We start from the raw sequence: 24,719 nt of genomic DNA on the forward strand, positions 1-24,719 counted from the left end.
CATGAGTCTGGGGGCCGTGGGGGCGGCGATACTGATCCTGGCGGGGCAGGCGGACGTGCAGGCCGGAACGGGCGCGGTCGCCTATAGGCCGGTCGCGGCGCCGACGCCGGGCGTGTCTTCGATCTGTCCGGACGGCCTGTGCGGCGAGGCGGCCCTGGAGGGGCTGTTCCAAGCCCTGGAGGCGACGGAGGCCGGCGCGCGCGACCGCCCCGTCCATATCCTGCAGATCGGCGACAGCCATACGGCCGGCGACCGGATCACCGGCGCCGTGCGCGCGCGCTGGCAGGCCCGGTTCGGCGTTGGAGGACGAGGCGTTCTGCCGCCGGGCGTCCCCTACGCCGGCTATGCCCCGATGCAGGTTGAGGTGACGACGACCGATTGGCCGCTGCGGACGGATGTGTTGTCTGGCGGTCGTCTGCCGGTCGGCGTCGGGTTCACAGGCAGCGAGGCGGACGTCGCGGACGGCGCGGTGATAACCATCGCGGCCGAAAACAGCGCGGCCTTCGACAAGGTCCAGATTTGTGGAGAGGGTTGGCCGAAGGACGCCGAACTGACTCTGACGGGTAGCGCGGGCTTGCGGACGATGGTGTTTCCCGGTCCCCGCGACGAAATCTGGCAACCCGTTTGTCAGACCGCGATCTTCGACACGCTGCAGACGCGGCTCGAGATTCGCCCGACGGGCAGGGTGAAGCTCCATGACGTGCGGCTGACGCGACAGGGGCCGGGCGTGGAGCTGTCCAATCTCGGCGTCGTCGGAGGGACCATTCAGGATTTGGTGCTGAGGAACGGCGACTGGACGCGATTGGAGCTGGACGCCTGGCGACCGGACCTGGTCATCATCGCCTTCGGCGTCAATGATGGGTTCGCGCCGAACTTCGACGCCGACGACTATGAGTCCTGGCTGCGCGGAGCCTTGGCGGGCCTGCCTTCGGGCCTGCCTGTACTGATCCTCGGCGCGCCGGAGGGACTGAAGGCCGGAACCGCCGGACCGTGCGGCGGACGGGCCGCGCCCGCATCTCTGGCGGTGGTCCGGGACGTGCAGCGTCGCGTCGCGAGCGAGACGGGCGTCGCATTCTGGGACTGGTACGGACGCATGGGAGGCGACTGTTCGGCGGAGCGGCTGGCGACTGCGCCGGAACCCTATATGCGGCCCGACCGGGTGCATTTCACTTCCCAGGGGGCGGAGTGGATCGGCGGGGTGCTGAGCGACGATCTGCTGGCCGCCTATGACCGCTGGAAGGCGGCGAAGGGGGAGGCGGACTGATGCTGTTTCCGACCCTGGCCTTCGCGGTCTTCTTCCTGTTCGTCTATCTGGTCAGCTGGAGCCTGGATCGAGAGAACGGGCGGCGCAAACTGTTCCTGCTGCTCGCCAGCTGGTTCTTCTACGCCCAGTGGGACTGGCGGTTCGTGGGGCTGCTGATCGTCTCGGCCGTGCTGAACTGGGGCGTGGCGGCCCTGGTCGTGCGCAGCGACCGGTCCGCGCGGCGCAAACTGTGGGTCAGTCTGGGCGTGGCGGCCAATCTGCTTATCCTGGGCTTCTTCAAGTATTACGGCTTCTTCGTCGAACAGGCTGTTGATCTGCTTGCCCAATTTGGTTGGGAGCGGGACCTGCCCCTGTTGCAGGTGGTGCTGCCGGTGGGGATCAGCTTCTTCACCTTCCAGGGCATCAGCTATGTGGTCGACGTCTATCGCGGCAAGACGGCGCCGGCCGAGAGCCTGCTGGACGTCATGCTGCTGATGAGCTTCTTCCCGCACCTGGTGGCTGGGCCCATCGTGCGGGCCTCGGACCTGTTGCCCCAGTTCGCCCGGGTGCCGCGGCTGACGCGCGAGATGGCGACCCATGGGCTGCTGCTGATCGTCTGGGGCCTGTTCAAGAAGACCGTGATCGCGTCCGAGCTGGCGACGCGGCTGGTGGATCCGGTCTTCTTCGATCCTGCGGCCTATGGGGCAATCGACATAGCGGCGGCGGTCTATGCCTATGCAGTTCAGATCTACTGCGACTTCTCGGCCTATTCGGACATGGCCATCGGCGTCGCGGCCTTGCTGGGCTATTCCTTCCCGCGCAACTTCGACCAGCCGTACCGGGCGGCCTCGATGCAGGCCTTCTGGCGGCGGTGGCACATCAGCCTGTCCAGCTGGCTGCGCGACTATCTGTATGTGCCGCTGGGCGGGGGGCGCAAAGGGCTTTGGTCGTCGTGCATGAATGTGATGATCACCATGCTGCTGGGCGGGTTGTGGCACGGGGCGGCCTGGACCTTCGTGGCCTGGGGCGCCCTGCACGGCGGGGCGCAGGTGGTGGAGCGTTTAGGGCGCGCGTTGGTCAAGGACCGCAAGGTCGTCCCGACCTGGCTGGGGGTTCTGATCACCTTCCACGTCGTCTGTCTGGGCTGGATTCTGTTCCGCGCCGAAACCTTCGATCTGGCGATGCAGATGTTGGTCGGCCTGGGTCGGTTCGAGGGCTTCAGCCTGTTGACGCCCTTTGTGCTGGCGTTGATCGTCGGCGGACTGGCGATGCACGGACTGCCGCCGCGCGCGGTGGAGGGGCTGGCCGAACGGCTGAAGACGGCGCCGTCGCCGACCCTGGGCATCCTCATCGGACTGGCGATCCTTCTGGTCGAGGCGATGCGGCCCGAGGGCGTGGCGCCCTTCATCTATTTCCAGTTCTGAGGCCTTGATCCGACGATGAGCGAGCCGACGGACCCGATCGACCCCTTTCCCACCCGCGCCCAGCCGCCGGTGTCGCCGTTTCCGCCGCTGGAGGAGCCGACGGCCGCCGATCCGCCCAGCGACTGGATCGACGCCGCCGACGCCCATGACTTGCCGACGCGGGAGAACGCGCTGGTCGCCCTCGGTCGTTTCGCCTTTCCCCCCGCCCCGCCGTTGGACGAGGAAGGGGAGGCGGCGCGCGCGCGGCGGTGGACCAGCCAGACCGTGCTGGTCGCCTGCGTCTTCCTGATGATCTTCAACGCGGGATCGGTGCAGAACTGGGCGCGCCAGCAGCCGCCGGGCTGGACTCAGTCAACGATTGATCGACTCGCGACGGTCTGGGTCGAACAACTGGCTCTGCTGGGGGCGGACCAGCCGGTCGAGGCGCTGCGGCAGCTGTGGCGCGAGGCGCAGACGCTGCGGTTCGACGGCGGCCGGGACAAGGCGGCGCCGGAGGCCTGAGATCGCGCCGACGGCCAAGGCCGGCGCGATCTTTCGGTGTGGAGCCGGCTTAGTTGACCGTCGCCTTGACGATCTTGCCGGGGCTGCGCGGCGGCTCGCCCTTCGGCAGGGCGTCGACGTGTTCCATGCCGGACTCGACCACGCCCCAGACGGTGTACTGACGGTCCAGGAAGGTGGCGTCGTCGAAGCAGATGAAGAACTGCGAGTTCGCGCTGTTCGGATCGGCGGTGCGGGCCATGGAACAGACGCCGCGCACGTGCGGCTCGGCCGAGAATTCCTGCTTCAGGTTCGGCTTGTTGGAGCCCGAGGTGCCGGTGCCGGTCGGATCGCCGCCCTGGGCCATGAAGCCGGGGATGACGCGGTGGAAGACGACGCCGTCGTAGAAGCCTTCCGAAGCCAGTTCGGTGATGCGGGCGACGTGGTTGGGGGCCAAGTCGGGGCGCAGCTTGATGACCACGTCGCGGGCTTCGCCGTCTCCGGTGTCCAGGGTGAAGGTCAGGGTGTCGGCCATTTCGGTCGTCCTCTCGGGGTTGATTTGAGGCGGGACATAGCCCGCAACGCCGGTCGGGGCTATGTGGGAACGATGAGTGAAGACGAAAAGCCTCAAGAACGCCGTCGAATGGTGCGGCCGCCCAGCGGCGGAACGGCCGCCGGTCGCGGCATGGGCACGAAGATGAAGACGGCCGACACCAAGTCCATGTCGAGCCAGCAGTGGATCAAGCGCCAACTGTCCGACAAATGGTCCGAGCGGGCGCGGGCGGAGGGCTGGCGTTCGCGCGCCGCCTTCAAACTGATCGAGATCGACGACAAGTTCCGCCTGATCAAGCGCGGGTCCAAGGTCATCGACCTGGGCGCGGCGCCGGGCGGCTGGGTCCAGGTGGCGCTGAACCGGGGCGCGGGCGCCGTGGCCGGGGTGGACCTGTTGATGATCGAGCCGATCCCCGGCGCGACCCTGCTCCAGGCCGACTTCACCCACCCCGGCGTGGATCAGCAGCTGATCGAAGCCATCGGCGGACAGCCGGACCTGGTTCTGTCGGATATGGCGCACAACACGGTCGGCCACCGCCAGACCGACCACCTGAAGATCATCGCCCTGATCGAAATCGCCGCCGACTTCGCCATCCGCACCCTTCGGCCCGGCGGCGCCTTCGTCTCCAAGAACTTCCAGGGCGGCGACGCCGGGGGCGTTCTGGCGCGACTGCGCGAGGAGTTCGAGACGGTGAAGTACGTCAAGCCGGAGTCCAGTCGGAAGGACAGCGCCGAGGTGTTTCTGGTGGCGTTGAATAAGCGCTAGGCGGCCTTCAGGCCGTCGCGGGTCTACGGGCCGCGCGGCGTTCTTCCATCCGCGACCAGACCCGGTCGTGCAGGGTGAAGAAGACCGTCTGAACCAGGGGCTCGATGACGCCGATGGCCAGGGCGGCGCGGATGTCCTGGGTCAGGGCGAAGGCCACCAGGACGGCGACGGTGAAGTGCATGACGCCATAGGTCACGGTCTTGACCGCCACCTGTTTCAGCGAGCGGGGCAGGGCGTGGCTGTGGCCATGGCCGTGGTTGTCGTGGACGCGGGCCTGTTCCTCGGGCGACATGATGTCGAGCCGAGCGGTGAAGGCCTCGGCCGCCTCTTCGATGTTCGAGGCCATGCGGCGGCGTTCGATCCGGTGCCAGACGCGGTCGTGGATCGAATAGGCGATGGTCTGGAAGAAGGGCTCGACCATGCCGACGGCCAGGGCGATGCGCCAGTCGCGGGTGATGGCGAAGGCCACCAGAATGGCCACCACGAGGTGCATGACCCCGTAGCTGGCGATCTTCAGGGCCAGTTTTCGTGCGGTGCTGAGGATGACGCCGACCATGATGCGAGAATGGTCATTGGGGCGCTGGGTTGCAAACCAATAAAATCTATCGGGTGCATAAGCCGCAAGACCCTTGCCCCCGACCCCCGCACCCCGTTATACGCGGCCCGCAAAACGGAGACTCCCCATGGAGATACGCGAAGGACTGACCTTCGACGATGTTTTGCTGGAACCCGGCCCGTCCGAGTTCATGCCGGCGATGGTCGACGTCTCGACCCAGCTGACGCGCGACATCAAACTGAACATCCCGCTGCTGTCGTCCGCCATGGACACGGTGACGGAAAGCCGCCTGGCGATCGCCATGGCCCAGTCCGGCGGCCTGGGCGTGCTTCACCGCAACATGACCATCGAGGAGCAGGCCGATCAGGTCCGCGCCGTCAAACGCTATGAGAGCGGCATGGTGGTCAATCCGGTGACGGTGAGCCCCACGACGACCTTGGGCGAGGTGCGCGAGATCGTCGAACGCAAGAAGATCACCGGCTTTCCGGTCGTCGATCCCAAGTCGGGCAAGCTGGTCGGCATGCTGACCCACCGTGACATGCGTTTCGAGAGCGATCCGAACGTCACGGCCGCCTCTCTGATGACCACCGGCGACCTGATCACGGTGCGCGAGGGCGCCGGCCGCGAGGAGGCGCGCGAGCTGCTGCGCACCCGCAAGATCGAGCGGGTCATCGTGGTGGACGAGGATTATCGCGCCGTCGGCCTGATCACCATGAAGGACATCGAGAAGGCCCAGGCCTTCCCGAACGCCGCCAAGGACGAGCAGGGCCGGCTTCTGGTCGGCGCCGCCTCGACGGTCGGCGACGCCGGCTTCGAACGGGCCATGGCCCTGGCCGAAGCCGGATGCGACGTCGTCGTGATCGACACCGCCCACGGCCACTCGGCCTCGGTCGCGGCGGTGGTCGAACGGATCAAGCGCGAGAACAATCGGCTGCAGATCATCGCCGGAAACGTCGCCACCTATGACGCGACACGGGCCCTGATCGACGCGGGCGCCGATGCGGTGAAGGTCGGGATCGGTCCGGGCTCCATCTGCACCACCCGCATCGTCGCCGGCGTGGGCGTGCCCCAACTGACCGCCGTGATGGACGCCGCGCGGGCCGCCAAGGGCTCCGGCGCCTCGGTGATCGCCGACGGCGGGATCAAGTACTCGGGCGACTTGGCCAAGGCCATCGCGGCCGGCGCGAACGTGGCCATGATGGGCTCGATGTTCGCCGGCACTGACGAGAGCCCCGGCGAGGTCTTCCTGTACCAGGGCCGGTCCTACAAGTCGTACCGCGGCATGGGTTCGGTCGGCGCCATGGCGCGCGGCTCGGCCGACCGCTATTTCCAGAAGGAAGTCTCGTCCGAGAAGCTGGTGCCCGAGGGCATCGAGGGCCAGACGCCTTACAAGGGGCCTATTGGTCCGGTTTTGCACCAGCTCGTCGGCGGGCTTCGCGCCTCGATGGGCTATGTCGGCGCCGGCACGATCCCGGACTTCCAGGACCGCGCCCGCTTCGTGCGCATCACCGGCGCCGGCCTGCGGGAAAGCCACGTCCACGACGTGATGATCACGCGCGAGGCGCCGAACTACAGACAGGGATAAGGCCATGACGACCGAACTGACCTATCTGGCCCTGACGCTCATCCTGGCCCTGGTCCACATTCTGGCGCCGGCCCTGGGGCGGACGGCGCAGTTCGGTCTGGCCTGGAACGCCGGCGCACGCGATACGCCGGCCGGGCCGTCCCGCCCGGTGGTGGGGCGCCTGGAGCGGGCGCAGTCGAACCTGTTCGAGACCCTGCCCCTGTTCATCGGCGCGGTGCTGATCGCCCATGTGGTCGAGGCCTCCGGACCCCTGACGCTGTGGGGGACGACCCTCTATTTCTGGGGTCGCGTCGTCTATTTGCCGCTCTACGCCCTTGGCGTTCCCTATATCCGGTCGCTGGTCTGGCTGGTCTCGATCGTGGGACTGGTCATGGTGCTGGCGTCCCTGTTTCTTCTGAAAGCCTAGATTGACCCCAGCCGCCCGTCTCGCCGCCGCCGCCTCCGTTCTGGACGCCATCGCCCAGGGCCGCCAGCCGGCGGAAACCGTCCTGAAAGCCTGGGGGGGCGCCAACCGATACGCCGGGTCCAAGGACCGGCGCGCCATCGCCGACCGCGTCTACAAGGTGCTGCGGGCGCGCGGCCGCCTGTCCTGGATCATGGGCGGGCGCGAGGACGGCCGGGCCCTGGTGATCGGGTCCCTGCACGCCATCGACGGCCTGTCGCTGGAAGAGATCGAGGCCCTGCATGCGGGCGACGGCTACGGGCCGCGGCCCCTGTCGAAACAGGAACGCGGCCGGATCACGGCGGGGGAGGGGGAGCTTCCCGGCTGGGTCGCCGCCGGCCTGCCCGAGTTCGTGGTCGAGGATTTCAAGGCGACCTTCGGCGAGCGTTGGGCCGAAGAGGCACGCGCCCTGATGGCGCCGCGCGCCCCGATCGACCTGCGGATCAATGACTCGGCCGCCACGGTCGAGGAGGTCGAGGCCGAACTGAAGGCCGCCGGGCTGGACGTTTCGCGCACGCCCTGGTCGGCCGTCGGCCTGCGCGTGCCGTCCGAGCCGCCGCCCAATATCCAGGCGCTGGAGGGGTTCAAGTCCGGCAAGTTCGAGATCCAGGACGAGGGTAGTCAGGTCGTCTGCTGGCTGGCCGGGGCGCAACCCGGCGCGACGGTTGTGGACTATTGCGCAGGCGGCGGCGGCAAGACCCTGGGTCTGGCCCAGGCCATGAAGGGGGAGGGGAGATTGACGGCCTCCGACGTGGTCAACAAGCGGCTGGAGAATATCCGCCCTCGCCTGCAACGCGCGGGCGTCGAGGCCGAACTGGTGCTGATCGGCCAGAACGGCGGGGGGCTGGAGGCGCTGAACGGCCAGGCCGATCTGGTCTTCGTCGACGCCCCCTGTTCGGGCTCGGGCACCTGGCGGCGTCGGCCCGAGGACGCCTGGCGTCTGACGGCGGACGAGGTCGAGAAACTGCACGCCGTTCAGGTCCGTATCCTGAGCCAGGCGACCAAGCTGGTGAAACCGGGCGGGCGTCTGGTCTATGTCACCTGTTCGATGCTGGCGCGCGAGAACGAGGCCAGCGCCGACGCTTTCGAGGCCGCCCATCCCGAGTTCAAACCGGTCCCGGTCGCCGACCTGCTGGGCGCGCCGCAACTGACCGACGCCGCCCGGACCAGGTTCGCTGAACTGGCGTCCGGCGCGCGGCTGCGGCTGTCGCCGGCCTCGGCCGACACCGACGGCTTCTTCGCCGCCGTCTATCAGCGGGCCGCCTGATGGGGGCGGCGCCGGTTCGGCACGGCGAGATTTCGGTCCTCTACGTTATGGCCGCGCCCGCCGAATACGGCGACTGTCTGCGCGCCCGCATCCAGCCCCTGATGACCGGCGTCGGCCCGGTGGAGGCCGCCGTGGCCCTGACCGCAGCCCTGGCCCGGCTGGAGGCGGCGGGCGATCTGCCGGATCTGATCGTCTCCCTGGGGTCGTGCGGCTCGCGGGTGCTGGAGCACGCCTGCGTCTATCAGGCTTCTTCGGTCGCCTATCGCGACATGGACGCCAGCCCTCTAGGCTTTCCCAAGGGGGTGACCCCGCTGCTGAACCAGCCTGCGGTCCTGCCCCTGCCGTGCCCCGTCCCGGGCCTGCCGACCGCCAGGCTTTCGACCGGCGCCAATGTCGTCTCCGGCGTCGCCTATGACGCCATCGACGCCGAGATGGTGGATATGGAGACCTGGGCCCTGGTCCGGGCGGCCCAGACCTTCGGCCTTCCTCTGGTCGCCTTGCGCGGCGTGTCGGACGGCCGGACCGAGCTGAAGGCGCTCGAGGACTGGACCTCCACCCTTTGCCATGTGGACGAGAACCTGGCCGCCGCTCTGGACCGTCTGATCGCGGTGCTGGAGGCCGACGGCCTCGCCGCCCTTGAAATCCCGGCCGCACAAGGCCAAGACCCCGCGCAACCTCCCGCCCCGGATTCGATCACGCCATGACCTTGCCGCACGACCACCGATCAGTCCTCATCGTCGACTTCGGCAGCCAGGTGACCCAACTGATCGCCCGCCGCCTGCGCGAGGCCAGCGTCTATTGCGAGATCCATCCGTTCCAGAAGGCCGAGGCGGCCCTGGCGGGGATGAACCCGGCGGCCATCATCCTGTCGGGCGGGCCCGAGAGCGTCCACGAAGAAGGCAGCCCCCGCGCGCCCCAGGCCGTGTTCGAGGCCGGGGTGCCGGTCCTGGGCATCTGCTACGGCGAGATGACCCTGTGCGAACAGCTGGGCGGCAAGGTCGAGGGCGGCCATACGCGCGAGTTCGGCCGCGCCGCCATCACGGTCCAGAAGGACTCGCCCCTGCTGGCCGGTCTGGCCCCGGTGGGCGAGGACGAGGAAGTCTGGATGAGCCACGGCGACAAGATCGTCGCCATCCCCGAAGGCTTCGACGTGGTCGCCTCGTCCGAGGGCTCCCCCTATGCGGTGATCGCCGACGAGACGCGGCGCTTCTATGGCGTGCAGTTCCACCCGGAGGTGATGCACACCCCGCGCGGCCACCAGATGCTGAAGAATTTCACCCACGGCATCGCCGGGCTGAAGGGCGACTGGACCATGGCCGCCTATCGCGACGAGAAGATCGCCCAGATCCGCGAACAGGTCGGCGACGCCAAGGTGATCTGCGGCCTGTCCGGCGGCGTCGACAGTTCCGTCGCCGCCGTGCTGATCCACGAGGCCATCGGCGACCAGCTGACCTGCGTCTTCGTCGACACCGGCCTGCTGCGCAAGGACGAGGCGAAACAGGTCACCACCCTGTTCCGCGAACACTACAACATCCCGCTGATCCACGTTGATGCGTCCAAGGAATTCCTGGGCGAGCTGGCCGGGATCTCCGACCCGGAAACCAAGCGCAAGACCATCGGCCGCCTGTTCATCGAAGTGTTCGACCGCGAGTCGGCCAAGATCGAGGGCGCCGAGTTCCTGGCCCAGGGCACCCTCTATCCCGACGTGATCGAGAGCGTCTCCTCGTCCAGCGGCAAGGCACACGTCATCAAGAGCCACCACAATGTCGGCGGCCTGCCCGACTATATGAAGCTGAAACTGGTCGAGCCCTTGCGCGAACTGTTCAAGGACGAGGTCCGGGCGCTGGGCCGCGAACTGGGCCTGAGCGACGCCTTCGTCGGCCGCCACCCCTTCCCAGGACCGGGCCTGGCCATCCGCATCCCCGGCGAGATCACGCCGGACGCCGTGGCGACCCTGCAGGACGCCGACGCCATCTATCTGGAGGAGATCCGCAAGGCGGGCCTCTACGACGACATCTGGCAGGCCTTCGCCGTCCTGCTGCCGGTCAAGACCGTCGGCGTCATGGGCGACGCCCGCACCTACGAAAAGGTTCTGGCCCTGCGCGCCGTCACCTCGACGGACGGCATGACGGCCGACTTCTACCAGTTCCCCTGGGACGTCCTGGCCAAGACGGCGACGCGGATCATCAACGAGGTCCGCGGCGTGAACCGCGTGGTCTATGACGTGACGTCCAAGCCGCCGGGCACGATCGAGTGGGAGTGAGAGGCGGCGGGCATGCGGGTGCGACCTCTGGCGAAGGTGGGGGTTGCTGACAGGGCGACATTGGCGCTCCGGCTCGGCCAATGCGATCCTGTAGGACTACGGCGGTAGATTTGCAGGACGTATGCTCAGCCTATGCTCTTGAGTTGCGCCAGTTGTTGGCGCTCGATCCGCACTTGCCCACCCGTGCCCCGGTCGAAATCGCTGCGATCGGGACATCCGCCTCAAGCACTTCCGCCGCGTCGCAACCCGCTTCGACAAGCTGGCAAGAGACATCCTCGCCGCCGTCCTGCTGACCTCGACCCGCCTCTGGCTCAGGGCTTATGAGTCCAGAACCTAGGCGAACGGAGCGTGGGGGGGGGGGGGGTCGTTTTTATCGACCGTCGACGCCGGCTTTGTAACAACTGCGCGACAGCGCCCGAAAAAAGGAGGGCATCCTCCCGGTGCGGGTGATTTCAGAGATCGCGGGCTTGCTGCCTTGTGAAGGCGCGTGCCAGTCTCTGTGGCCATGGGGGTTTCAGAAGACACAGCGCGTTGGCTTGCGCGAAGCGTGATGCCGCATGAGCCTGCGCTGCGCGCATGGTTGCGCCGGGCGGCATCGCCAGCCGACGTTGATGATATCGTGCAGGAAACCTACGCGAAACTGATCGGTGTCGCGGATGTCGGATCCATCCTTAACGTGCGCGCTTATCTTTTTCGCACGGCCCGGTCTGCTGCAGTCGATCGCTTAAGACGGAAGAGCGTGGTGCCGCTCGACGCCGTCGCAGATATTGACAGACTTCAGGTGGCGGCAGATGCGGTGACGCCAGAAGACGAAGTCGCGGGCCGAAACGAACTTCGGCTTCTCGCGAAAATGATTGACCGCCTTCCCGATAAGACACGCCGCATCTTCATTCTCAGTCGGGTCCAAGGACGCTCTCAAAAAGAGATTGCGCGGGAGACGGGATTCCCGGAAAGCACCGTCGAAAAGCACATAGCCAAGGCCTTTGTCCTCTTGATGGCCGCATACGCCGATGGAGGATATGATGCTCCAGATGCGTCTAGGTTGCGAAACGTGCGGATCGGACGAAGGGCGGATGGCAGAGACGGAAACGGCTGAAGAGATCGATCGCCGCGCCGCCCAGTGGGCCGCGCGGCTTGATCGTGGGCCGTTTTCACCGGCGCATCAGCGGGAATTCGACGCCTGGGCGGGAGAGGACCCACGTCGCCTGGGCGCGTTCGCCCGCGCCCGCGCCATAGCGGTTCATACCAGACAAGCGGCGGCCTTGGCAGGCGGACCCGTCGCCGAACAACCGATGGTCGCGCGACGCTCTCTGCTGGCGGCGGGCGTCGCTGTGGCGATGTTGAGCGGAACGGGTCTGGCCGCCGCCTACTGGCGGCGGTCTCAACGTCTCGACACGCAGCGCGGCGAGATTCGCTCGGTAACGCTGGATGACGGCAGCGTCGTGACGCTCAACACCCTGTCGCAGGTCAGCGTCCGCTATACGCGATCTGTCCGGGAAGTCGTCCTCATGTACGGCGAAGCCCTGTTCGAGGTGGCCGTCGATCCCGTGCGGCCGTTCGTCATGCGGGCTGCGGGCGCGGTGCTGACCACCTATGACGGCGCATTCCTGCTGAAGCGGCTGAATCAGGCGCCGCTCGAGATCGTCGCCTTGGCGGGATCGGTCCATATGCGGGTCGGGCGGGACAGGGCGCACATCCTGACCGCCAACCAGCTGATCAGCCTGGCCGGCGGCGAAGCGACCAGCCCTCGTTTCGTCGATGCGCCCCAAACCGGGCGGCTTCTCGCCTGGCGTGACGGAAAGATCGAGTTCCACAACGACAGCCTCGAACAGGCGGCCGCCGAGTTCGCGCGTTTCAGCGACGTTCCGATCCTGCTGGCGGATCGGGACGTGGCCGAAATGAAGATCACCGGCCTGTTCGAAGCGAACGATCCTGCGGCCTTCGCCCGGGCGGCGGCGCGCAGTCTGAACCTCCGCGCGGAAATCAGCTCGACCCGGATTCAGCTTCTTCACGGTTAAATATTTTCCGGACGCTGGAGGATTTCTGATCCCTGAACCGTCTTGTCTATGTCCGGTGCGCCGGGGGAACATAGACAGACGGATCGGGGGATCTCATGGTGTCGTGGAAGAGTTGGCTGGCGGCGGGCGTCGCCGGCGGGGTGCTTGTCGTGGCCGCCCATGGGGCAGCTGCTCAGGTGAGGCAGTTCAATGTGGCGGCCCAGCCGCTCGCTCAAGCCATTCCTGACTTGGCGCGTCAGGCGGGCGTGACGATTTCAGCGCCCACCGGCCACCTCACGGGCCGCGTCGGACCCGCCGTCTCGGGGCAGATGGACGTCGAAGACGCGCTCAGCCGCCTGCTTGAAGGCACCGACCTCTACGTCGCCTCGCATGAGGGATCGACCATCATCCTGCAAAAGCGAACGCACGGCGACGGACGCGCAGCCGAGGTCGAAGAGGTCGTGGTCGTCGGTAGCCGGATCAGGGGGACACGCATAAACGAAGCCCTGCCGGTCACCGTCGTCGATCAGTCTGATCTGGATGCGATCGGCGCCGCAGACGGCGACGATCTTTACCGCTCCATCGCACAGATGGGCGACGTCGGTTTCAATGAGGCGGACAGCGACAACGGCGGGATCAACAATGCGCGGGGCGATGTGGCTTCGATCGATCTGCGTTCGATCGGCACGGGCAATACGCTGGTACTGCTGAACGGCCGGCGATTGGTGCCTCACCCCGGTACGCAGATTGAAGGCTATGTGCCGGTTCAGACGGTCAACACCAACGCCATCCCGACATTCGGCCTGCGTCGGGTCGAGGTTCTCGCGGACGGCGCTGCGGCGCTTTACGGCACCGACGCGGTGGCCGGCGTCGTCAACAACGTCCTGCGCGACAACTTCGAAGGCTTCACGGTCCAGGCCGCCATGGGGCACGACGAAGGGGGAATGGAGGAATATTCCTTCGATTTTCAGGCTGGCAAGGACTTCAACAACGGCAAGACCAACGTCTCAATCATGGGCGGCTACCTGACCCGGGATCCGCTCTACATCTGGGAACGCGACTATGCGACGGTCGCGGGACGGGTGGCCGCCTTCAACGGCCGCGCCTCTGGCCTCGACTATGGGACCTACAGCACGATCACGGCCTGGGCTGAGGGCATCAAGCTGGATCCGACGACCTACAAGAACGCGGGAACCACCACGCGCGTCAACGGAACGACCCTGACATCTACCGCCGGCACCTTCCACGTTCAGCCCAGCACCAACGCCGGCTGCATCACCGGCGCCTATACGACGGGGACCTGTTTCGACAACTCAACCCTGTCGACGACGAGCGAGGACAACAATCTCCGATATGGTCTGGACTCTATGCGGACCATCAGTTCGGCGGTGGACCGCGCCAATCTGTTCACCTTCATCAACCACGAGTTCGATAACGGCGTCGAGTTCTTCGGAGAGCTGAGCTACTACTGGGGCGAGACTTGGTCGCAGCGCCAGCAGGACACGCCGCTGGACACGCAGCGCGTCCTCATGTCGCCGACCGCCTACTGGAATCCTTTCGGCGCCACGGGCGTGACGGCGCGGCTGAGCGGATTGTCCGGGGTGCCGACAACGGGTTCAGCGATCCAGATTCAGGACTACCGTTTCGCCGATCTCGGCTATCGGGAGGTCGAGGTCGAAAACGTCACCACCCGATATCTGGGCGGTCTGCGCGGCGAACGCTTCGGCTTCGATTGGGAAAGCGCCTTGCTCTACAGCAAGGCCGAAACGACCGACGAAATGGACGGGGTCAGCATGACCTTGCTCCAGGACGCGATCAATAGGACGACGCCTGACGCCTATAATCCCTTTGTGGGCGGCGATCTGAACAGTCCCCGGAACGGCGCGACGGGTTTGAATAACCAGGAGACGATCGACAGTTTCATGGTCAAGGTCTACCGCTATGCCGAGACCGAGCTCATGCAGTGGGACTTCAAGGTCTCCAAGGGCGACTTCTATCCGGTGCCGGCTGGACATGTGGGCCTGGCGGCGGGGGTAGAAGCGCGTCGCGAAACCTTCGCTGAAGATCGCGACCCGCGTCTGGACGGAACGATCACCTTTACGGACCTGGCAGGCGTCGTATCCCAGAGCGACGTGATGGGCGTGTCCTACACCCCGGACAGCTCGGGCGCCCGCAACGTCTACTCGGCCTTCCTCGAACTGGCCGTACCGGTCGTTTCGCCCGAGATGAACATCCCGCTGGTGCAGTCGATCGACCTCCAGATTGCGGGTCGCGTGGAGAACTACACCCTGTTCGGGACGGTCGGGGCCCCGAAGATCGCGCTGGCCTATCGCCCGACGCCTTGGCTGATGTTCCGCAGCGCCTGGTCGGAAGGCTTCCGGGCGCCCAACCTGCTGCAACTCCACCAGCCGGATTTCGAACGCTCCAACAGCCGGCGTGATTACGCCGCCTGTGCGGTGCAACTCGCTATCGGCGCAATCCCGACGCTGACGACCAGCAACGACTACTGCACCAGCGAAGATCGGATCGAAAAACGGTCGGGGAACACGGACCTCAAGGCGGAGACCTCCGAGAACCTCAGCCTGGGCCTGGTGTTCGAACCCGAACTCTGGTCCGACCGGTTCGGCGACCTGACGCTGACCGTCGATTACTGGAAGATCCGGCAGGAGGATCTGGTCGGAATTTTCGGCGGTACGAACCAACTGATCAGGGACTACTACCTGCGTCAGATCGGTAGTTCGAACCCCAATGTGGTTCGCGATACGCCCAACGCCCAGCAGATCGCCGATGCGGCCGCAGCGGGCCTCGCGCCCGTCGGCGACCTCTTGTACATCACCGACGAGTACATGAACCTGCAGCCGCGCGAGTCTGAAGGCCTCGATTTCCGCCTCTTCTACACGCTGCGCGACACCCCGGTCGGCGACTGGCGGCTCAGCCTCAACGCCAGCCAGAAGCTGAAACTGTATCAGGAGGCCAGCGAACAGCATCAGATCCTGCTGGACGCCCTGGCCGACGGCACGATCGCGGGCGTGACGGTCGGCGGCGTGGAAGACCTGATCGGACAGAACGGCCGGCCGGAATGGAAGTTCACCGCGTCCCTGACGTGGGACCTGGGGCAGTGGACCTCAGGCTGGTACACCAGCTACGTCTCCGACTTCGTCGACACCAGCGCCACCTATGTGGATACCGACGACTATTGGGTGGTGGACGAGTGGCTGACCCACAACCTCTATGTCCAATACGAATTCGACAAGGGCGGCCCGCTGGACGGCGCCCGGGTCCGGATCGGCGCGCGCAATCTGTTCGACGAGGACCCGCCGCTGGCCGACGACCGGTTCGGCTACAACGGCAGCGTCCATTCCAACCGCGGCCGCTGGTGGTACGCCAGCATCCGCAAGTCCTTCTAATGGCGACGCCCGGGCGAGGCTGAGGCCTCGTCCGGGCCTCTCTGGAAATCGACATGTCCTCCCTTGCGCCTTCGGCGGGCTTGGCCCGACCGGTGCGGATCGTCACGCGCCTATGGTTCGCCACGCCGCTGTGGCGACGGATCCTGCTGGGTCTGGGGCTGGGCGTGCTCGCGGGCCTGGTGCTCGGAGAACGCGCCCAGGATCTGAAATGGATCGGCGACCTCTTCGTTCGGCTGATCCGCATGTTGGTGACCCCGCTGGTGTTCGTGACCGTCGCCGCCGGCGTGTCGGCCATGTCCGACCCGGCGCGTCTGGGAGCGGTCGGTCTCAAGACCATGGTTCTCTACTTCGGCTTGATGCTGGTGGGCGCCGCCGTCGGTCTGGGCCTGGGCGCGCTGATCCAGCCGGGCGCCGACGTCGATCTAGCGGGCGTCGCGCCCGCGCCTCTGGCCGACGCACAGGATCTCGCCGCCGTCCTCGCCGACATCGTGCCTTTGAACCCGATCGCGGCCATGGCCGAGGGCGACATTCTCGCCGTCATCTTCTTCGCCCTGTTGATCGGCTCCGCTCTGTTGGTGACGGGCGAGGACGGACGCCCCTTGCAGAAAGTTCTGGAGTCCGGATCGGCCGTGCTTCTGCGCGTCGTCCAGTTCGTAATGGAGCTGGCGCCGTTCGGCGTCTTCGCCCTCATCGCCTGGGTGATGGGAACCAGCGGGCCGTCGGCCTTCGTCAGCGTCCTGCGGCTGTCTTGCTGTGTTGTTGTCGGCGCGGCGTTTCAGACCTTCATCGTTCACGGCGCCGTACTGCGTCTTCTGGCGCGAACGCCGGTTCTGCCCTTCTATCGCGACATCGTAGACGCGGTGGCGGTGGCCTTTTCGACCTCGTCCAGCGCCGCGACCCTGCCTGTGGCGCTGCGGGTGGCCCAGAGAAATCTCGGCGTCAGCCCGGCGATCGCCTCGACGGTCTTGCCGCTCGGAGTGACCCTGAGCATGGACGGCGCCGCCCTCTACGTCGGCCTCTTGGCCGCCTTTTCCGCCCAGGTTTTCGGCGTGGCCCTGGGGCCAGCCGACTATCTCGCCATAATGGCGGTCACCGCCATGGTGGCCCTGGGCGCCGCGCCCGTGCCTTCGGCCTCCCTGTTTCTGCTGGCGGCAGTGCTTTCAGTCATCGGTCTAGGGCCGGAGCAGACGGCCTTGATCGTCGGCTTCATCCTGCCCTTCGATCGGCCCCTGGACATGATCCGCACCGTGCCGAACTGCACCAGCGACCTGGCCGTCGCCGTCGCCGTCGCGCGGATGGAGGGCGAACTGGATTTCACAGCCTACAAGGAGAGACCGCTCGAATGACCCGTCCTCAACGCCATCTCTCGGCGCTCCTCGCCGCCCTTCTGGCCGCGGCGCCGGCCGTCCAGGCGCAGGAGCAGCCGCAAGCCCCGCTGAAATCTGATGCAGTTCACCACACGGTGATATCGAACACCGCCGTCCGGCAGGACTCGGCCACGGCTGAACAGCGGCTCGGCGAGCGGGTCGTGTTTCGCAGCATGGACGAGCCGCGAACCGAACTGGTCGGCTATCTGTTCCGGCCCGAGGGACCAACGCCCGAATCCGGCGCGCCGGCGGTCGTCCTGCTGCACGGCAGGGGCGGGGTCTATTCGTCCCTGGCCGACGGGGTCTATGAGGCGCGGAGCCTGACGCTGCGACTCAAATTCTGGGCCGCGTACTGGACCGACCGGGGGTACTACGCCCTTGTCGTCGACAGTTTCGGGCCGCGAGGCTATCCGACCGGTTTCGCGGCCGGGACCTACAGTTCGCGACCGCCAGAGATCAACGAAGTGACGATCCGCCCCCTGGACGCCTATGGCGCGCTGCGGTTCCTGCGCAGCCTGGAGGGGGTGGCGGATGACCGGATCGGCCTGATGGGCTTCTCCAACGGCGCCAGCACTGTCCTTTCGGCCTTGGCTGACGACAAGCCCGGCGACATGCGGCGGATCGGCTTCCGGGCGGGTCTCGCCCTCTATCCGGGCTGCGGCCTCCAGGGACGGTTCCGGCGGGAGTACAAGACCTATGCGCCGGTCGAGGTCTTCATGGGAACGGCCGACCAGGAGGTGTCGCCCGAAAGCTGCCGGACCCTGGTTGATCGCGCTCAAGCGGCGGGCGCTTCAGTGAACCTGACCCTCTATCCGGATGCGGCCCACGGATTCGACGATCCCAGCCGCAGCCGCCAGGCGGTCGCCGCCAACGCCGCCGCGACTGAGGATCTTCGCGTCCGCGTCGATCGCTTCTTCGAAGTTCAGCTGGCGCCCCGCTGACTCCGGGGCCAGGCGAGAGGGGCGTCGGCGTCAGGCCGACGCCCCTTTTCCCGATTCAGGAGCCCGCCGCTGTCGCCGGGCCGTAGAACAGGGCGTTGAACAACAGCCGCACCGAGGCCCGCGCCTGCGCGCGATTGATCACGTCCGGCCCCAGGATGATCAGCCGACCCTGCCCCATAGGCGCATCGACCACGGCGGCGGCGCCGGCCAGTTTCTCGGGCCCTATGGCCCAGCCGCTCGACACCACAGGGGTCGCTGGGTAACGGGCGGCGATCCGGGCGCCGTCGCGCACGGTGAAGGCCGCGTTTTCGTCGAAGAAGACATCCAGTCGCGCCGGCAGGCCGTAGGCCAGGGGCTCGGCCGGATCGACGTCCATCGCCAGCAAGGCGCCGGGGATGAAGAAGTCGGTGGAGGGCAGGGGCCTGTCCGCGTTCGAGAGCACGTCCTCGATCGGCGCCCCCAGGGCCAGGGCCAGTTTATGGGCCGATCCTGCGGTCACGATCGTGCCCCCGGCCTCAGCGAAGCGGGTCAGTTGCGGCAGGGTCTTCTCTCGCGTCACGGCGCCCAGCCAGGACCGATAGGCTTCGGGAATCGTCTCGGGATCCGGCTGTCCGCGCCCGCTCCCGTTGGGGAAGTCGCCGGGCAGCAGATCAGGCGCGAACACCAGGACGTCGAAATCCCTGTTCAGGTCACCTGCGTCGAGACGCTGGGGGTAAACGACCTCGAAGGGGAACTCGAACTGCTCCAGCAGCCAACGGGTCCAGCCTGCGGACATGGAGCCGCCGTAGCGATCCACCAGACCGATCCGCACCGGCTTCAGCGCCATGGCGTCGCCCGCCGGCGCGCGCGACACCGCCTCGGCGTTCAGGCCCAGCTCGGCGACCGCCTGTTCGACCAGGACGCGCGACGTCTCGCTTTCCGGAATCCACAGGGCGCCGGGCGCCAGGGTGCGCGCGCCGAGACGAACCTCGGTCTTCTGCCAGAACACCGGCTGCCCCGCCTTCAGCAGACGGTTGCTCAGGATGAAGCTGTTGATCGCTGCATGATCGACGACGAAGCCCGCGTCGCCCCGTCCGCGAATCTTACCGGCGGGCACGGCGATCAGGTCCGGCACGCGCTCCAGCGGCGCCTCGAACGGATCGAAAATCCGGTCGAACCTCACCCCCATCTGCAGCGCCAGCGTATAGCCGGTCGCGTCATAGGGCAGGACCGGGGGACCGCCGGGATATCGCAGGTCGTGCGGATGATCCTGCGGTTCGAACATGTCCAGCACATGCGGCCGATAGGCCTGGTTCGTCCGCACGACGAACGACCCCGCCGAATAGGAGGTTCCGGCGATGGAGAAGGCGCGGGTCGCGCGATCCACGTCCACCCCGGTCTTGATCAGGCTGTTGAGGAAGGCGATCGCCGTCGGCAGATCGGCCTGGTCCGCCGGGATGACATAGGCGCGCGGATCGCGCAGCGCCGGATCGCGCAGCACCTTGTCGTAAAGGGCGGGATCGGCGGTGCGGCCGGTCTGGCCCGCAGCCGCCTTCAGGGCGTCGATCCGCGACGGGGTGACGCGCCAGGTGTCGGTCTCGCCCCGCGCGATGGCGTTCGCCCCCATACGCCAGATGTTGAACAACAGCCGGTCGCGATTGCGCGAGGCATAGTCCAGCACCGCCCGATTGATCGACAGCGAATAGTCGATCGACTGCCGGAACCGCCAGGTCTGCGGTGCGATCGGGGCCGGCAGATCGTTCCGCGGCAACTGGTTGTCCGGAACGAGGGCGATGCGGCTCGGCGTCGGGTGCCCGGTGATCTCCGTCAACAGGCCGATGGCGTTATGGAAATAGGTGATCGACCGCTCCATCCCGTTGTTCCAGGTCGAATAGGGGGCGCCGCTGCGCATGGTCGCGCCGGGCTTGCCCTCGGCGACCAGCCGGTTGTGCATGGCGGCGGCGACTTCAGACAGGGTGGTCATCGCCAAGGGGTCGTAGTTGTAGTTGAAGGGATCCCGGAACGGCGGCATGAACACGACCGTCCCGGCCGGCGCCGGCTGATGGTGGTTGTAGACGATCTGAGGGAACCACTCCCGGAACAGCATCCGGTTGACGTTGGTCGTCTCCGTCATCGCCGACAGATAATAGTCGCGATTGTTGTCGTGGCCGACGTAGGCCTGATAGAGGCGCGGCAGGCTGGCGAACTCCCGCTTCGCCGGGTCCTCCTCCCGCATGTACCAGTCCGCCACCAGATCCCAGCCGTCCGGATTCAGTGGCGCGAACAGGATGATGACGTCGTCCAGCACCCGCAGGGCCTCGGGATCCTGAGCCGTCACCCATTCATGGACGGCGGCGATCAGGGCCTGGGGCGGCACGGTCTCGGTCGCATGCAGGCCGCCGTCGATCCAGACCACGGCCTTGCCCTCGGCCGCCAGGGCGCGCGCCTCGGCTTCGTCCACGCCTTCGGCCTTGGCCAGACGGCGGGCGATGTCGCGATAATGATCCAGGCGGGCGATGTTCGCCGGAGACGAGACGGCGGCCACATACTGCGTCCGCCCCTCGGTCGTCTTGCCGACCTCCATCAGCTTCATGCGGTCGGACTGGGCGGCGAGCGTGTGGAGATAGGCTTCGAACTGCCGATAGTTGATCAACTGATAATCGTCGCCGACGTCATGTCCAAACGCCGCATTCGGGGAGGTGATATGGTCCGTGTGAGCGGCTGCTGGTCCCCCAAGCAGCGCGCTCGCGATTACAATCGCCGCCAAAATTCGGTTTAACATCTTCTATCTCCGTTCCCGTCCATTGATTTGGACGCACGGCGACCCGGGTTTCCTCCAACATGGCAACGCAGGCGCTCTAGGAAACGCATCGCACAAACGGGACCATGTCGCGGAGCTTGTCTCCTGGCAGGGCCGTCGGGTTTTCTAGATCCACGGTCGGCAATCGCACTCCTTTGGTTGGAACCCGCAGACGCTAGCTCGCTTGGGTGATCGACGCCATCGGTGGTGTTCACGACGCCGCCATAAGAGTGGCCCACCAGAATAACGTCGCCCTATTCCGGTCCTGCGCGAGGTCGATGGAACCTCCTTGGTCGCTACGCCCGACCACGAGCCGGCCGCCATGATCGCCTATGTGGAGGGACTTGGGCGCCGACCGGCCGTCAAGCCGACGGCGCCCGACTGAGCCTTTGATCTGTGTCAGGCCGGCTGTCGGATCCGCGCCCTCGCTTTCCCATATGATCGGCCAGATCGCGACATCAGATGGGATGTCGACGCTGTTCAGGATGTGCGAGGTGGTGATGCGCCCATGGTTTCGGAAGCCAGCGTGTCGCCCGTTTCGCGAGGCGCAGCCCGTCGCGCCAGAATGATCATTCCTATCGACGTCAGGACGGGGCCGGCGGCCATGAAACCGCGCAAATCCTTCGGGGTGGCGTCCGGATGAATTGCGGCGGCGACGATCAGCACGCCCAGCGCCAGGGTGATTTTCGCCAGGGCGCTGAAGATGGCGAAGGCCGGGCCCTGACGGTGGATCGGAAGGCGGGACGCCCAGTCGCTGAAGCTGGCCCATTTCGCCATGCCCAGACCGCCGTTGCCCAGGCCGAACAACCAGGCGCCGATGACGAAGGCGATCGGCGCGTCGAACGGCGCCAGGAGGAAGACCACGGCCCCGGCGGCCTGGAGCAGAGCCGAAACCGTGAAAAGGGCGACGCGGCGCGACGGTGGAAAGACCATGAGCCAGAGCGGTTGGCCGCAGCAGACGCCTGCTGCGGCGGCGATGATGAGGGCGCCGCCCGTCGTCGATGAAGCGAAGGCGCGGGTCGCGAAGTAAGGCTCCAACTTCTGAAACAGAGAAGGGCCCAACATCATCAGGACCATCATGGCGAACAGGGGCCATAGGGCCGCCAAGCCGAGGCCCGGTCCTTTCAACGAAGCCTGCACGTCAAGGTCGGCTGGATCCGAGCCCCTCAGGCGCCGGTTCAACAGACCCGCCGTCGTGATGGCGATCAGGGCCGCGATCAGCGCCAGGGCGATGAGCATGACGCCGCCGCCGCCGCGCCGCTCAGCAGCGATCAAGGGACCGACCACCACGGCCACGCTCAGATTGCCCAGGCCGCTGGCGAAGATGCGCGTGACCGCGACACGCGACCGCGCCTCAACCTCTGCGGTCGCATTGGCCATCAGGGAGTTTTGAGAGACGTCATAGACGGCGAAGGCGAGGCGAAACAGGACGCCCGTCGTCAGGGCCCAGCCGACGCGCATCGGAAAGGGAAGCAGGGCGGTTGCGACCACCCCCACCAAGGCGACGCCGCTAAAGATCGCGCCGAGGGATTGCAGGCCAGCTGCGCGCCTCATGCCCGCCGACCGGCGAAACAGAATCCGCCCAGCCTGAAGGTCGAAGATCGCGCTGATAAGAAAACCGATCGCCAAGACGCCGGCCATATGGGCGGGCGTCAGACCTGCAACCTCGGTCAGAAAGAAGGCGAACAGAACCTCTCCGCCGTACCAGAACAGACTCTTTCCGTAGTGAGCTGCACCATAGACGGCGGTTGTGGACCACCGGTCACGCCTGCCCAGCACCGAAACGCCCCCCGTCTCCCGGAAGCTTTTCTGACGCGTCCTAGAGGCTTTCACCTTAGCAGCCGCTTGTGACGGTCTCGCAACTGGGGCGCTGGGCGTCGCCGCAGCCAATCTGGGCGGTTTGGGCAGGCAATACCTTAGTCCTGGTCAATGGACGAGGCATCGCCGGCGCGGCCGGGATCAAAGACGGTTTCGCAAACCTGAGCGGTATTCCGCTGAGCGCCGCGGAGCGCGCGGATATCACCCAGGCGGGTTCCTCGGCCGTTTACGGATCAGACGCCCGTCGCTCACCTCACCACCAGATCGAATAGACGAGGATCAGGAAGGCGATGACGCCGAGCCCGGCGAGGTTGAAGCCGAGCGAGGTCTTGTAGCTGATGTTGTCCAGCTTGATCTTCATGGCGTCGGGCTTGGCCGGCGCCAGCAGCGATACGACCACCGCCGCGATCAGCGAGACGATGAAGACGACGCCGACGCGGTTCATGAAGGGGAAGATGAACTGACCCGTCTCCTGCAGCCCCCAGAAGACGGCCGACAGAACCACCGAGCCGATGGCGGCGGTCAGGGCGCCGGCTTCGGACGCGCGCTTCCAGAACAGGCCCAGCATGAAGATGACGACGATGCCCGGCGTGAAGAAGCCCGTGAACTCCTGGATGAACTGGAAGGCCTGGTCGAAGCCGCCCAGCAGGGGGCGGGCGGTCAGGATGCCGATGATCACGGCGGCGACGGCGGCGATGCGGCCGACCGTGACCAGTTGATGCTCGGGCACGTCCTTCTTGATCTTGGCGTAGAGGTCCAGGGTGAAGATGGTCGAGATCGAATTCACCTTGGACGCCAGCGAGGCGATGATGGCGGCGATCAGGGCGGCGAAGACCAGACCCTTCAGACCGACCGGCAGCAGGTTCATCATCGACGGATAGGCCTGGTCCGGCGCCGACAGGTTCGGGGCCAGCACCAGGGCGGCCATGCCGGGCAGGACCACGATCACCGGCATGAGCAGCTTCAGATAGGCGGCGAAGGCGATGCCCTTCTGGGCTTCGGGCAGGGACTTGGCGGCCAGGGCGCGCTGGATGATGTACTGGTTGAAGCCCCAGTAGCTGATGTTCATGATCCACAGCCCGCCCAGCAGGACGGCGATCCCCGGCAACTCCTGATAGTGAGGATTATCCGGCGACAGGATCATGTCGAACTTGTCCGGGAACTCGGTCAGCAGGGTGTTGAAGCCGGCCAGCGCGCCGCCCGCGCCGCCTATGGTCGACAGGGCGATGAAGCCGATGATCAGGCCGCCGCAGACCAGCAGGGCCACCTGGACGATGTCGGTCAGGGCCACGGCCTTCAGACCGCCCCAGAGCTGATAGGCCAGGGCGAAGACGCCGATGGCGACGATGGCGTAGTCCTGGTTGAAGCCGGTGACGGTGTGGACGGCGATGGCGCCCAGCCACAGGATCGAGGTCACGTTCACGAAGACGTAGAGCAGCAGCCAGAAGACGGCCATCACGTTTCGGATCGTCGGCCCGTACCGCTGCTGCAGGAACTGCGGCATGGTGACGATCTCGTTGCGCAGGAAGATCGGCAGGAAGAATTTGCCGACGATCAGCAGGGTGAGCGCCGCCATCCATTCATAGGAGGCGATGCCCAGGCCGATCACATAGCCGGACCCGCTCATGCCGATGATCTGTTCGGCCGAGATGTTGGCCGCAATCAGCGAGGCGCCGATAGCCCACCACGGCAGGCTCTTGGAGGCCATGAAATAGTCGGTGGAGGTCTTCTGCTCGCCGCCCTTGCTGCGAGAAACCCACTGGGCCAGGCCGAAGATGAAGACCGCGTAGATCGCCAGGATCGCCAGATCGACGCTTGCGAGCGACATAGTGTAT

20 protein-coding genes and 1 pseudogene are annotated in these 24,719 nt (G+C 66.5%); 16 read left to right on the forward strand and 5 right to left on the reverse strand.

Annotated features, from left to right (window positions below; all coding sequences use genetic code 11):
- Position 1: 1 nt before the first annotated feature.
- The 3 genes from AC07XS_RS04305 to AC07XS_RS04315 are packed head-to-tail and all read left to right on the forward strand — an operon-like array spanning position 2 to position 3,168.
- Positions 2-1,264 carry a GDSL-type esterase/lipase family protein gene (locus AC07XS_RS04305; protein WP_182713705.1) on the forward strand — a complete coding sequence of 421 codons (1,263 nt, stop codon included), beginning with the start codon at positions 2-4 and terminating at the stop codon, positions 1,262-1,264.
- Positions 1,264-2,667 (forward strand): MBOAT family O-acyltransferase, encoded by a 1,404-nt coding sequence (locus tag AC07XS_RS04310; RefSeq protein WP_182713704.1) that lies wholly within the window; start codon positions 1,264-1,266, stop codon positions 2,665-2,667. Before AC07XS_RS04305 ends, AC07XS_RS04310 begins: the two co-directional genes overlap by 1 nt.
- Before the next feature lie 15 nt (positions 2,668-2,682).
- Positions 2,683-3,168 carry a hypothetical protein gene (locus tag AC07XS_RS04315; protein ID WP_182713703.1) on the forward strand — a complete coding sequence of 162 codons (486 nt, stop codon included), beginning with the start codon at positions 2,683-2,685 and terminating at the stop codon, positions 3,166-3,168.
- A 49-nt stretch (positions 3,169-3,217) separates the two neighbouring features.
- Here AC07XS_RS04315 and AC07XS_RS04320 read toward each other — a convergent pair whose 3' ends face one another.
- Entirely contained in the window at positions 3,218-3,679 is a 462-nt protein-coding gene (locus tag AC07XS_RS04320) for a peptidylprolyl isomerase (protein WP_182713702.1), read from the reverse strand.
- A gap of 72 nt (positions 3,680-3,751) precedes the next feature.
- Between AC07XS_RS04320 and AC07XS_RS04325 the strand changes: the two genes are divergently transcribed.
- Positions 3,752-4,462, forward strand: a complete 711-nt coding sequence (locus tag AC07XS_RS04325) for an RlmE family RNA methyltransferase (protein WP_182713701.1) — start codon at positions 3,752-3,754, stop codon at positions 4,460-4,462.
- A 7-nt stretch (positions 4,463-4,469) separates the two neighbouring features.
- Here the strand turns inward: AC07XS_RS04325 and AC07XS_RS04330 are convergent, their stop codons facing one another.
- A complete protein-coding gene (locus tag AC07XS_RS04330) occupies positions 4,470-5,018 on the reverse strand; it encodes a DUF2061 domain-containing protein (RefSeq protein WP_054765241.1) in 549 nt (182 codons plus the stop codon).
- Between the two features lie 127 nt (positions 5,019-5,145).
- Between AC07XS_RS04330 and guaB the strand changes: the two genes are divergently transcribed.
- The 11 genes and pseudogenes from guaB to AC07XS_RS04385 all read left to right on the forward strand — a co-directional run bounded on the left by guaB (position 5,146) and on the right by AC07XS_RS04385 (position 18,287).
- Complete coding sequence (guaB, locus tag AC07XS_RS04335) at positions 5,146-6,603, forward strand: IMP dehydrogenase (RefSeq protein WP_182713700.1); 1,458 nt, start codon at positions 5,146-5,148, stop codon at positions 6,601-6,603.
- 4 nt (positions 6,604-6,607) lie between these two features.
- Positions 6,608-7,009: an MAPEG family protein gene (locus AC07XS_RS04340; protein ID WP_152949845.1), complete on the forward strand. Its 402-nt coding sequence runs from the start codon at positions 6,608-6,610 to the stop codon at positions 7,007-7,009.
- A 1-nt stretch (position 7,010) separates the two neighbouring features.
- Positions 7,011-8,312, forward strand: a complete 1,302-nt coding sequence (locus tag AC07XS_RS04345) for an RsmB/NOP family class I SAM-dependent RNA methyltransferase (RefSeq protein ID WP_152949846.1) — start codon at positions 7,011-7,013, stop codon at positions 8,310-8,312.
- A complete protein-coding gene (locus AC07XS_RS04350) occupies positions 8,312-9,016 on the forward strand; it encodes a 5'-methylthioadenosine/S-adenosylhomocysteine nucleosidase (protein WP_152949847.1) in 705 nt (234 codons plus the stop codon). Before AC07XS_RS04345 ends, AC07XS_RS04350 begins: the two co-directional genes overlap by 1 nt.
- Positions 9,013-10,575 (forward strand): glutamine-hydrolyzing GMP synthase, encoded by a 1,563-nt coding sequence (gene guaA / locus AC07XS_RS04355; protein WP_152949848.1) that lies wholly within the window; start codon positions 9,013-9,015, stop codon positions 10,573-10,575. Before AC07XS_RS04350 ends, guaA begins: the two co-directional genes overlap by 4 nt.
- Positions 10,576-10,792: 217 nt before the next feature.
- Positions 10,793-10,912 (forward strand): annotated as a pseudogene (locus tag AC07XS_RS04360) (IS5/IS1182 family transposase); the annotation flags it as partial.
- 213 nt (positions 10,913-11,125) lie between these two features.
- Complete coding sequence (locus tag AC07XS_RS04365) at positions 11,126-11,671, forward strand: RNA polymerase sigma factor (protein WP_182713699.1); 546 nt, start codon at positions 11,126-11,128, stop codon at positions 11,669-11,671.
- Positions 11,649-12,593 (forward strand): FecR domain-containing protein, encoded by a 945-nt coding sequence (locus AC07XS_RS04370; protein ID WP_182713698.1) that lies wholly within the window; start codon positions 11,649-11,651, stop codon positions 12,591-12,593. Before AC07XS_RS04365 ends, AC07XS_RS04370 begins: the two co-directional genes overlap by 23 nt.
- A gap of 95 nt (positions 12,594-12,688) precedes the next feature.
- Positions 12,689-15,979 carry a TonB-dependent receptor gene (locus AC07XS_RS04375; protein ID WP_182713697.1) on the forward strand — a complete coding sequence of 1,097 codons (3,291 nt, stop codon included), beginning with the start codon at positions 12,689-12,691 and terminating at the stop codon, positions 15,977-15,979.
- A gap of 53 nt (positions 15,980-16,032) precedes the next feature.
- Positions 16,033-17,325, forward strand: coding sequence for a dicarboxylate/amino acid:cation symporter (locus tag AC07XS_RS04380; protein WP_182713696.1), 1,293 nt, complete (start codon positions 16,033-16,035; stop codon positions 17,323-17,325).
- Positions 17,322-18,287 carry a dienelactone hydrolase family protein gene (locus AC07XS_RS04385; protein WP_182713695.1) on the forward strand — a complete coding sequence of 322 codons (966 nt, stop codon included), beginning with the start codon at positions 17,322-17,324 and terminating at the stop codon, positions 18,285-18,287. The genes AC07XS_RS04380 and AC07XS_RS04385 overlap by 4 nt, the downstream gene beginning before the upstream one ends.
- Before the next feature lie 55 nt (positions 18,288-18,342).
- On the opposite strand, the gene AC07XS_RS04390 is transcribed toward AC07XS_RS04385, so the two are convergent.
- Both AC07XS_RS04390 and AC07XS_RS04395 read right to left on the reverse strand, forming a co-directional pair.
- Positions 18,343-20,919, reverse strand: a complete 2,577-nt coding sequence (locus tag AC07XS_RS04390; protein WP_321207969.1) for a M14 metallopeptidase family protein — start codon at positions 20,917-20,919, stop codon at positions 18,343-18,345.
- Between the two features lie 627 nt (positions 20,920-21,546).
- Complete coding sequence (locus AC07XS_RS04395) at positions 21,547-22,845, reverse strand: MFS transporter (RefSeq protein ID WP_182713693.1); 1,299 nt, start codon at positions 22,843-22,845, stop codon at positions 21,547-21,549.
- Between the two features lie 68 nt (positions 22,846-22,913).
- Here AC07XS_RS04395 and AC07XS_RS04400 point away from each other — a divergent pair, with 68 nt between their 5' ends.
- On the forward strand, positions 22,914-23,156 hold the full coding sequence (locus tag AC07XS_RS04400; protein ID WP_152949854.1) for a TonB-dependent receptor plug domain-containing protein: 243 nt from the start codon (positions 22,914-22,916) through the stop codon (positions 23,154-23,156).
- Here the strand turns inward: AC07XS_RS04400 and AC07XS_RS04405 are convergent.
- Positions 23,138-24,712 carry a sodium/sugar symporter gene (locus tag AC07XS_RS04405; RefSeq protein ID WP_182713692.1) on the reverse strand — a complete coding sequence of 525 codons (1,575 nt, stop codon included), beginning with the start codon at positions 24,710-24,712 and terminating at the stop codon, positions 23,138-23,140. The genes AC07XS_RS04400 and AC07XS_RS04405 overlap by 19 nt on opposite strands.
- Positions 24,713-24,719: the final 7 nt, after the last annotated feature.

It is taken from the genome of Brevundimonas sp. GW456-12-10-14-LB3 (genome assembly GCF_059424365.1).

Excerpts from the sequence above, each read along its gene's own strand:
- AC07XS_RS04305 (WP_182713705.1), top strand. The coding sequence starts at position 2 with ATGAGTCTGGGGGCCGTGGGGGCGGCGATACTGATCCTGGCGGGGCAG.
- AC07XS_RS04310 (WP_182713704.1), top strand. The coding sequence starts at position 1,264 with ATGCTGTTTCCGACCCTGGCCTTCGCGGTCTTCTTCCTGTTCGTCTAT.
- AC07XS_RS04315 (WP_182713703.1), top strand. The coding sequence starts at position 2,683 with ATGAGCGAGCCGACGGACCCGATCGACCCCTTTCCCACCCGCGCCCAG.
- AC07XS_RS04320 (WP_182713702.1), bottom strand. The coding sequence starts at position 3,679 with ATGGCCGACACCCTGACCTTCACCCTGGACACCGGAGACGGCGAAGCC.
- AC07XS_RS04325 (WP_182713701.1), top strand. The coding sequence starts at position 3,752 with ATGAGTGAAGACGAAAAGCCTCAAGAACGCCGTCGAATGGTGCGGCCG.
- AC07XS_RS04330 (WP_054765241.1), bottom strand. The coding sequence starts at position 5,018 with ATGGTCGGCGTCATCCTCAGCACCGCACGAAAACTGGCCCTGAAGATC.
- guaB (WP_182713700.1), top strand. The coding sequence starts at position 5,146 with ATGGAGATACGCGAAGGACTGACCTTCGACGATGTTTTGCTGGAACCC.
- AC07XS_RS04340 (WP_152949845.1), top strand. The coding sequence starts at position 6,608 with ATGACGACCGAACTGACCTATCTGGCCCTGACGCTCATCCTGGCCCTG.
- AC07XS_RS04350 (WP_152949847.1), top strand. The coding sequence starts at position 8,312 with ATGGGGGCGGCGCCGGTTCGGCACGGCGAGATTTCGGTCCTCTACGTT.
- guaA (WP_152949848.1), top strand. The coding sequence starts at position 9,013 with ATGACCTTGCCGCACGACCACCGATCAGTCCTCATCGTCGACTTCGGC.
- AC07XS_RS04365 (WP_182713699.1), top strand. The coding sequence starts at position 11,126 with ATGCCGCATGAGCCTGCGCTGCGCGCATGGTTGCGCCGGGCGGCATCG.
- AC07XS_RS04370 (WP_182713698.1), top strand. The coding sequence starts at position 11,649 with ATGGCAGAGACGGAAACGGCTGAAGAGATCGATCGCCGCGCCGCCCAG.
- AC07XS_RS04375 (WP_182713697.1), top strand. The coding sequence starts at position 12,689 with ATGGTGTCGTGGAAGAGTTGGCTGGCGGCGGGCGTCGCCGGCGGGGTG.
- AC07XS_RS04380 (WP_182713696.1), top strand. The coding sequence starts at position 16,033 with ATGTCCTCCCTTGCGCCTTCGGCGGGCTTGGCCCGACCGGTGCGGATC.
- AC07XS_RS04385 (WP_182713695.1), top strand. The coding sequence starts at position 17,322 with ATGACCCGTCCTCAACGCCATCTCTCGGCGCTCCTCGCCGCCCTTCTG.
- AC07XS_RS04405 (WP_182713692.1), bottom strand. The coding sequence starts at position 24,712 with ATGTCGCTCGCAAGCGTCGATCTGGCGATCCTGGCGATCTACGCGGTC.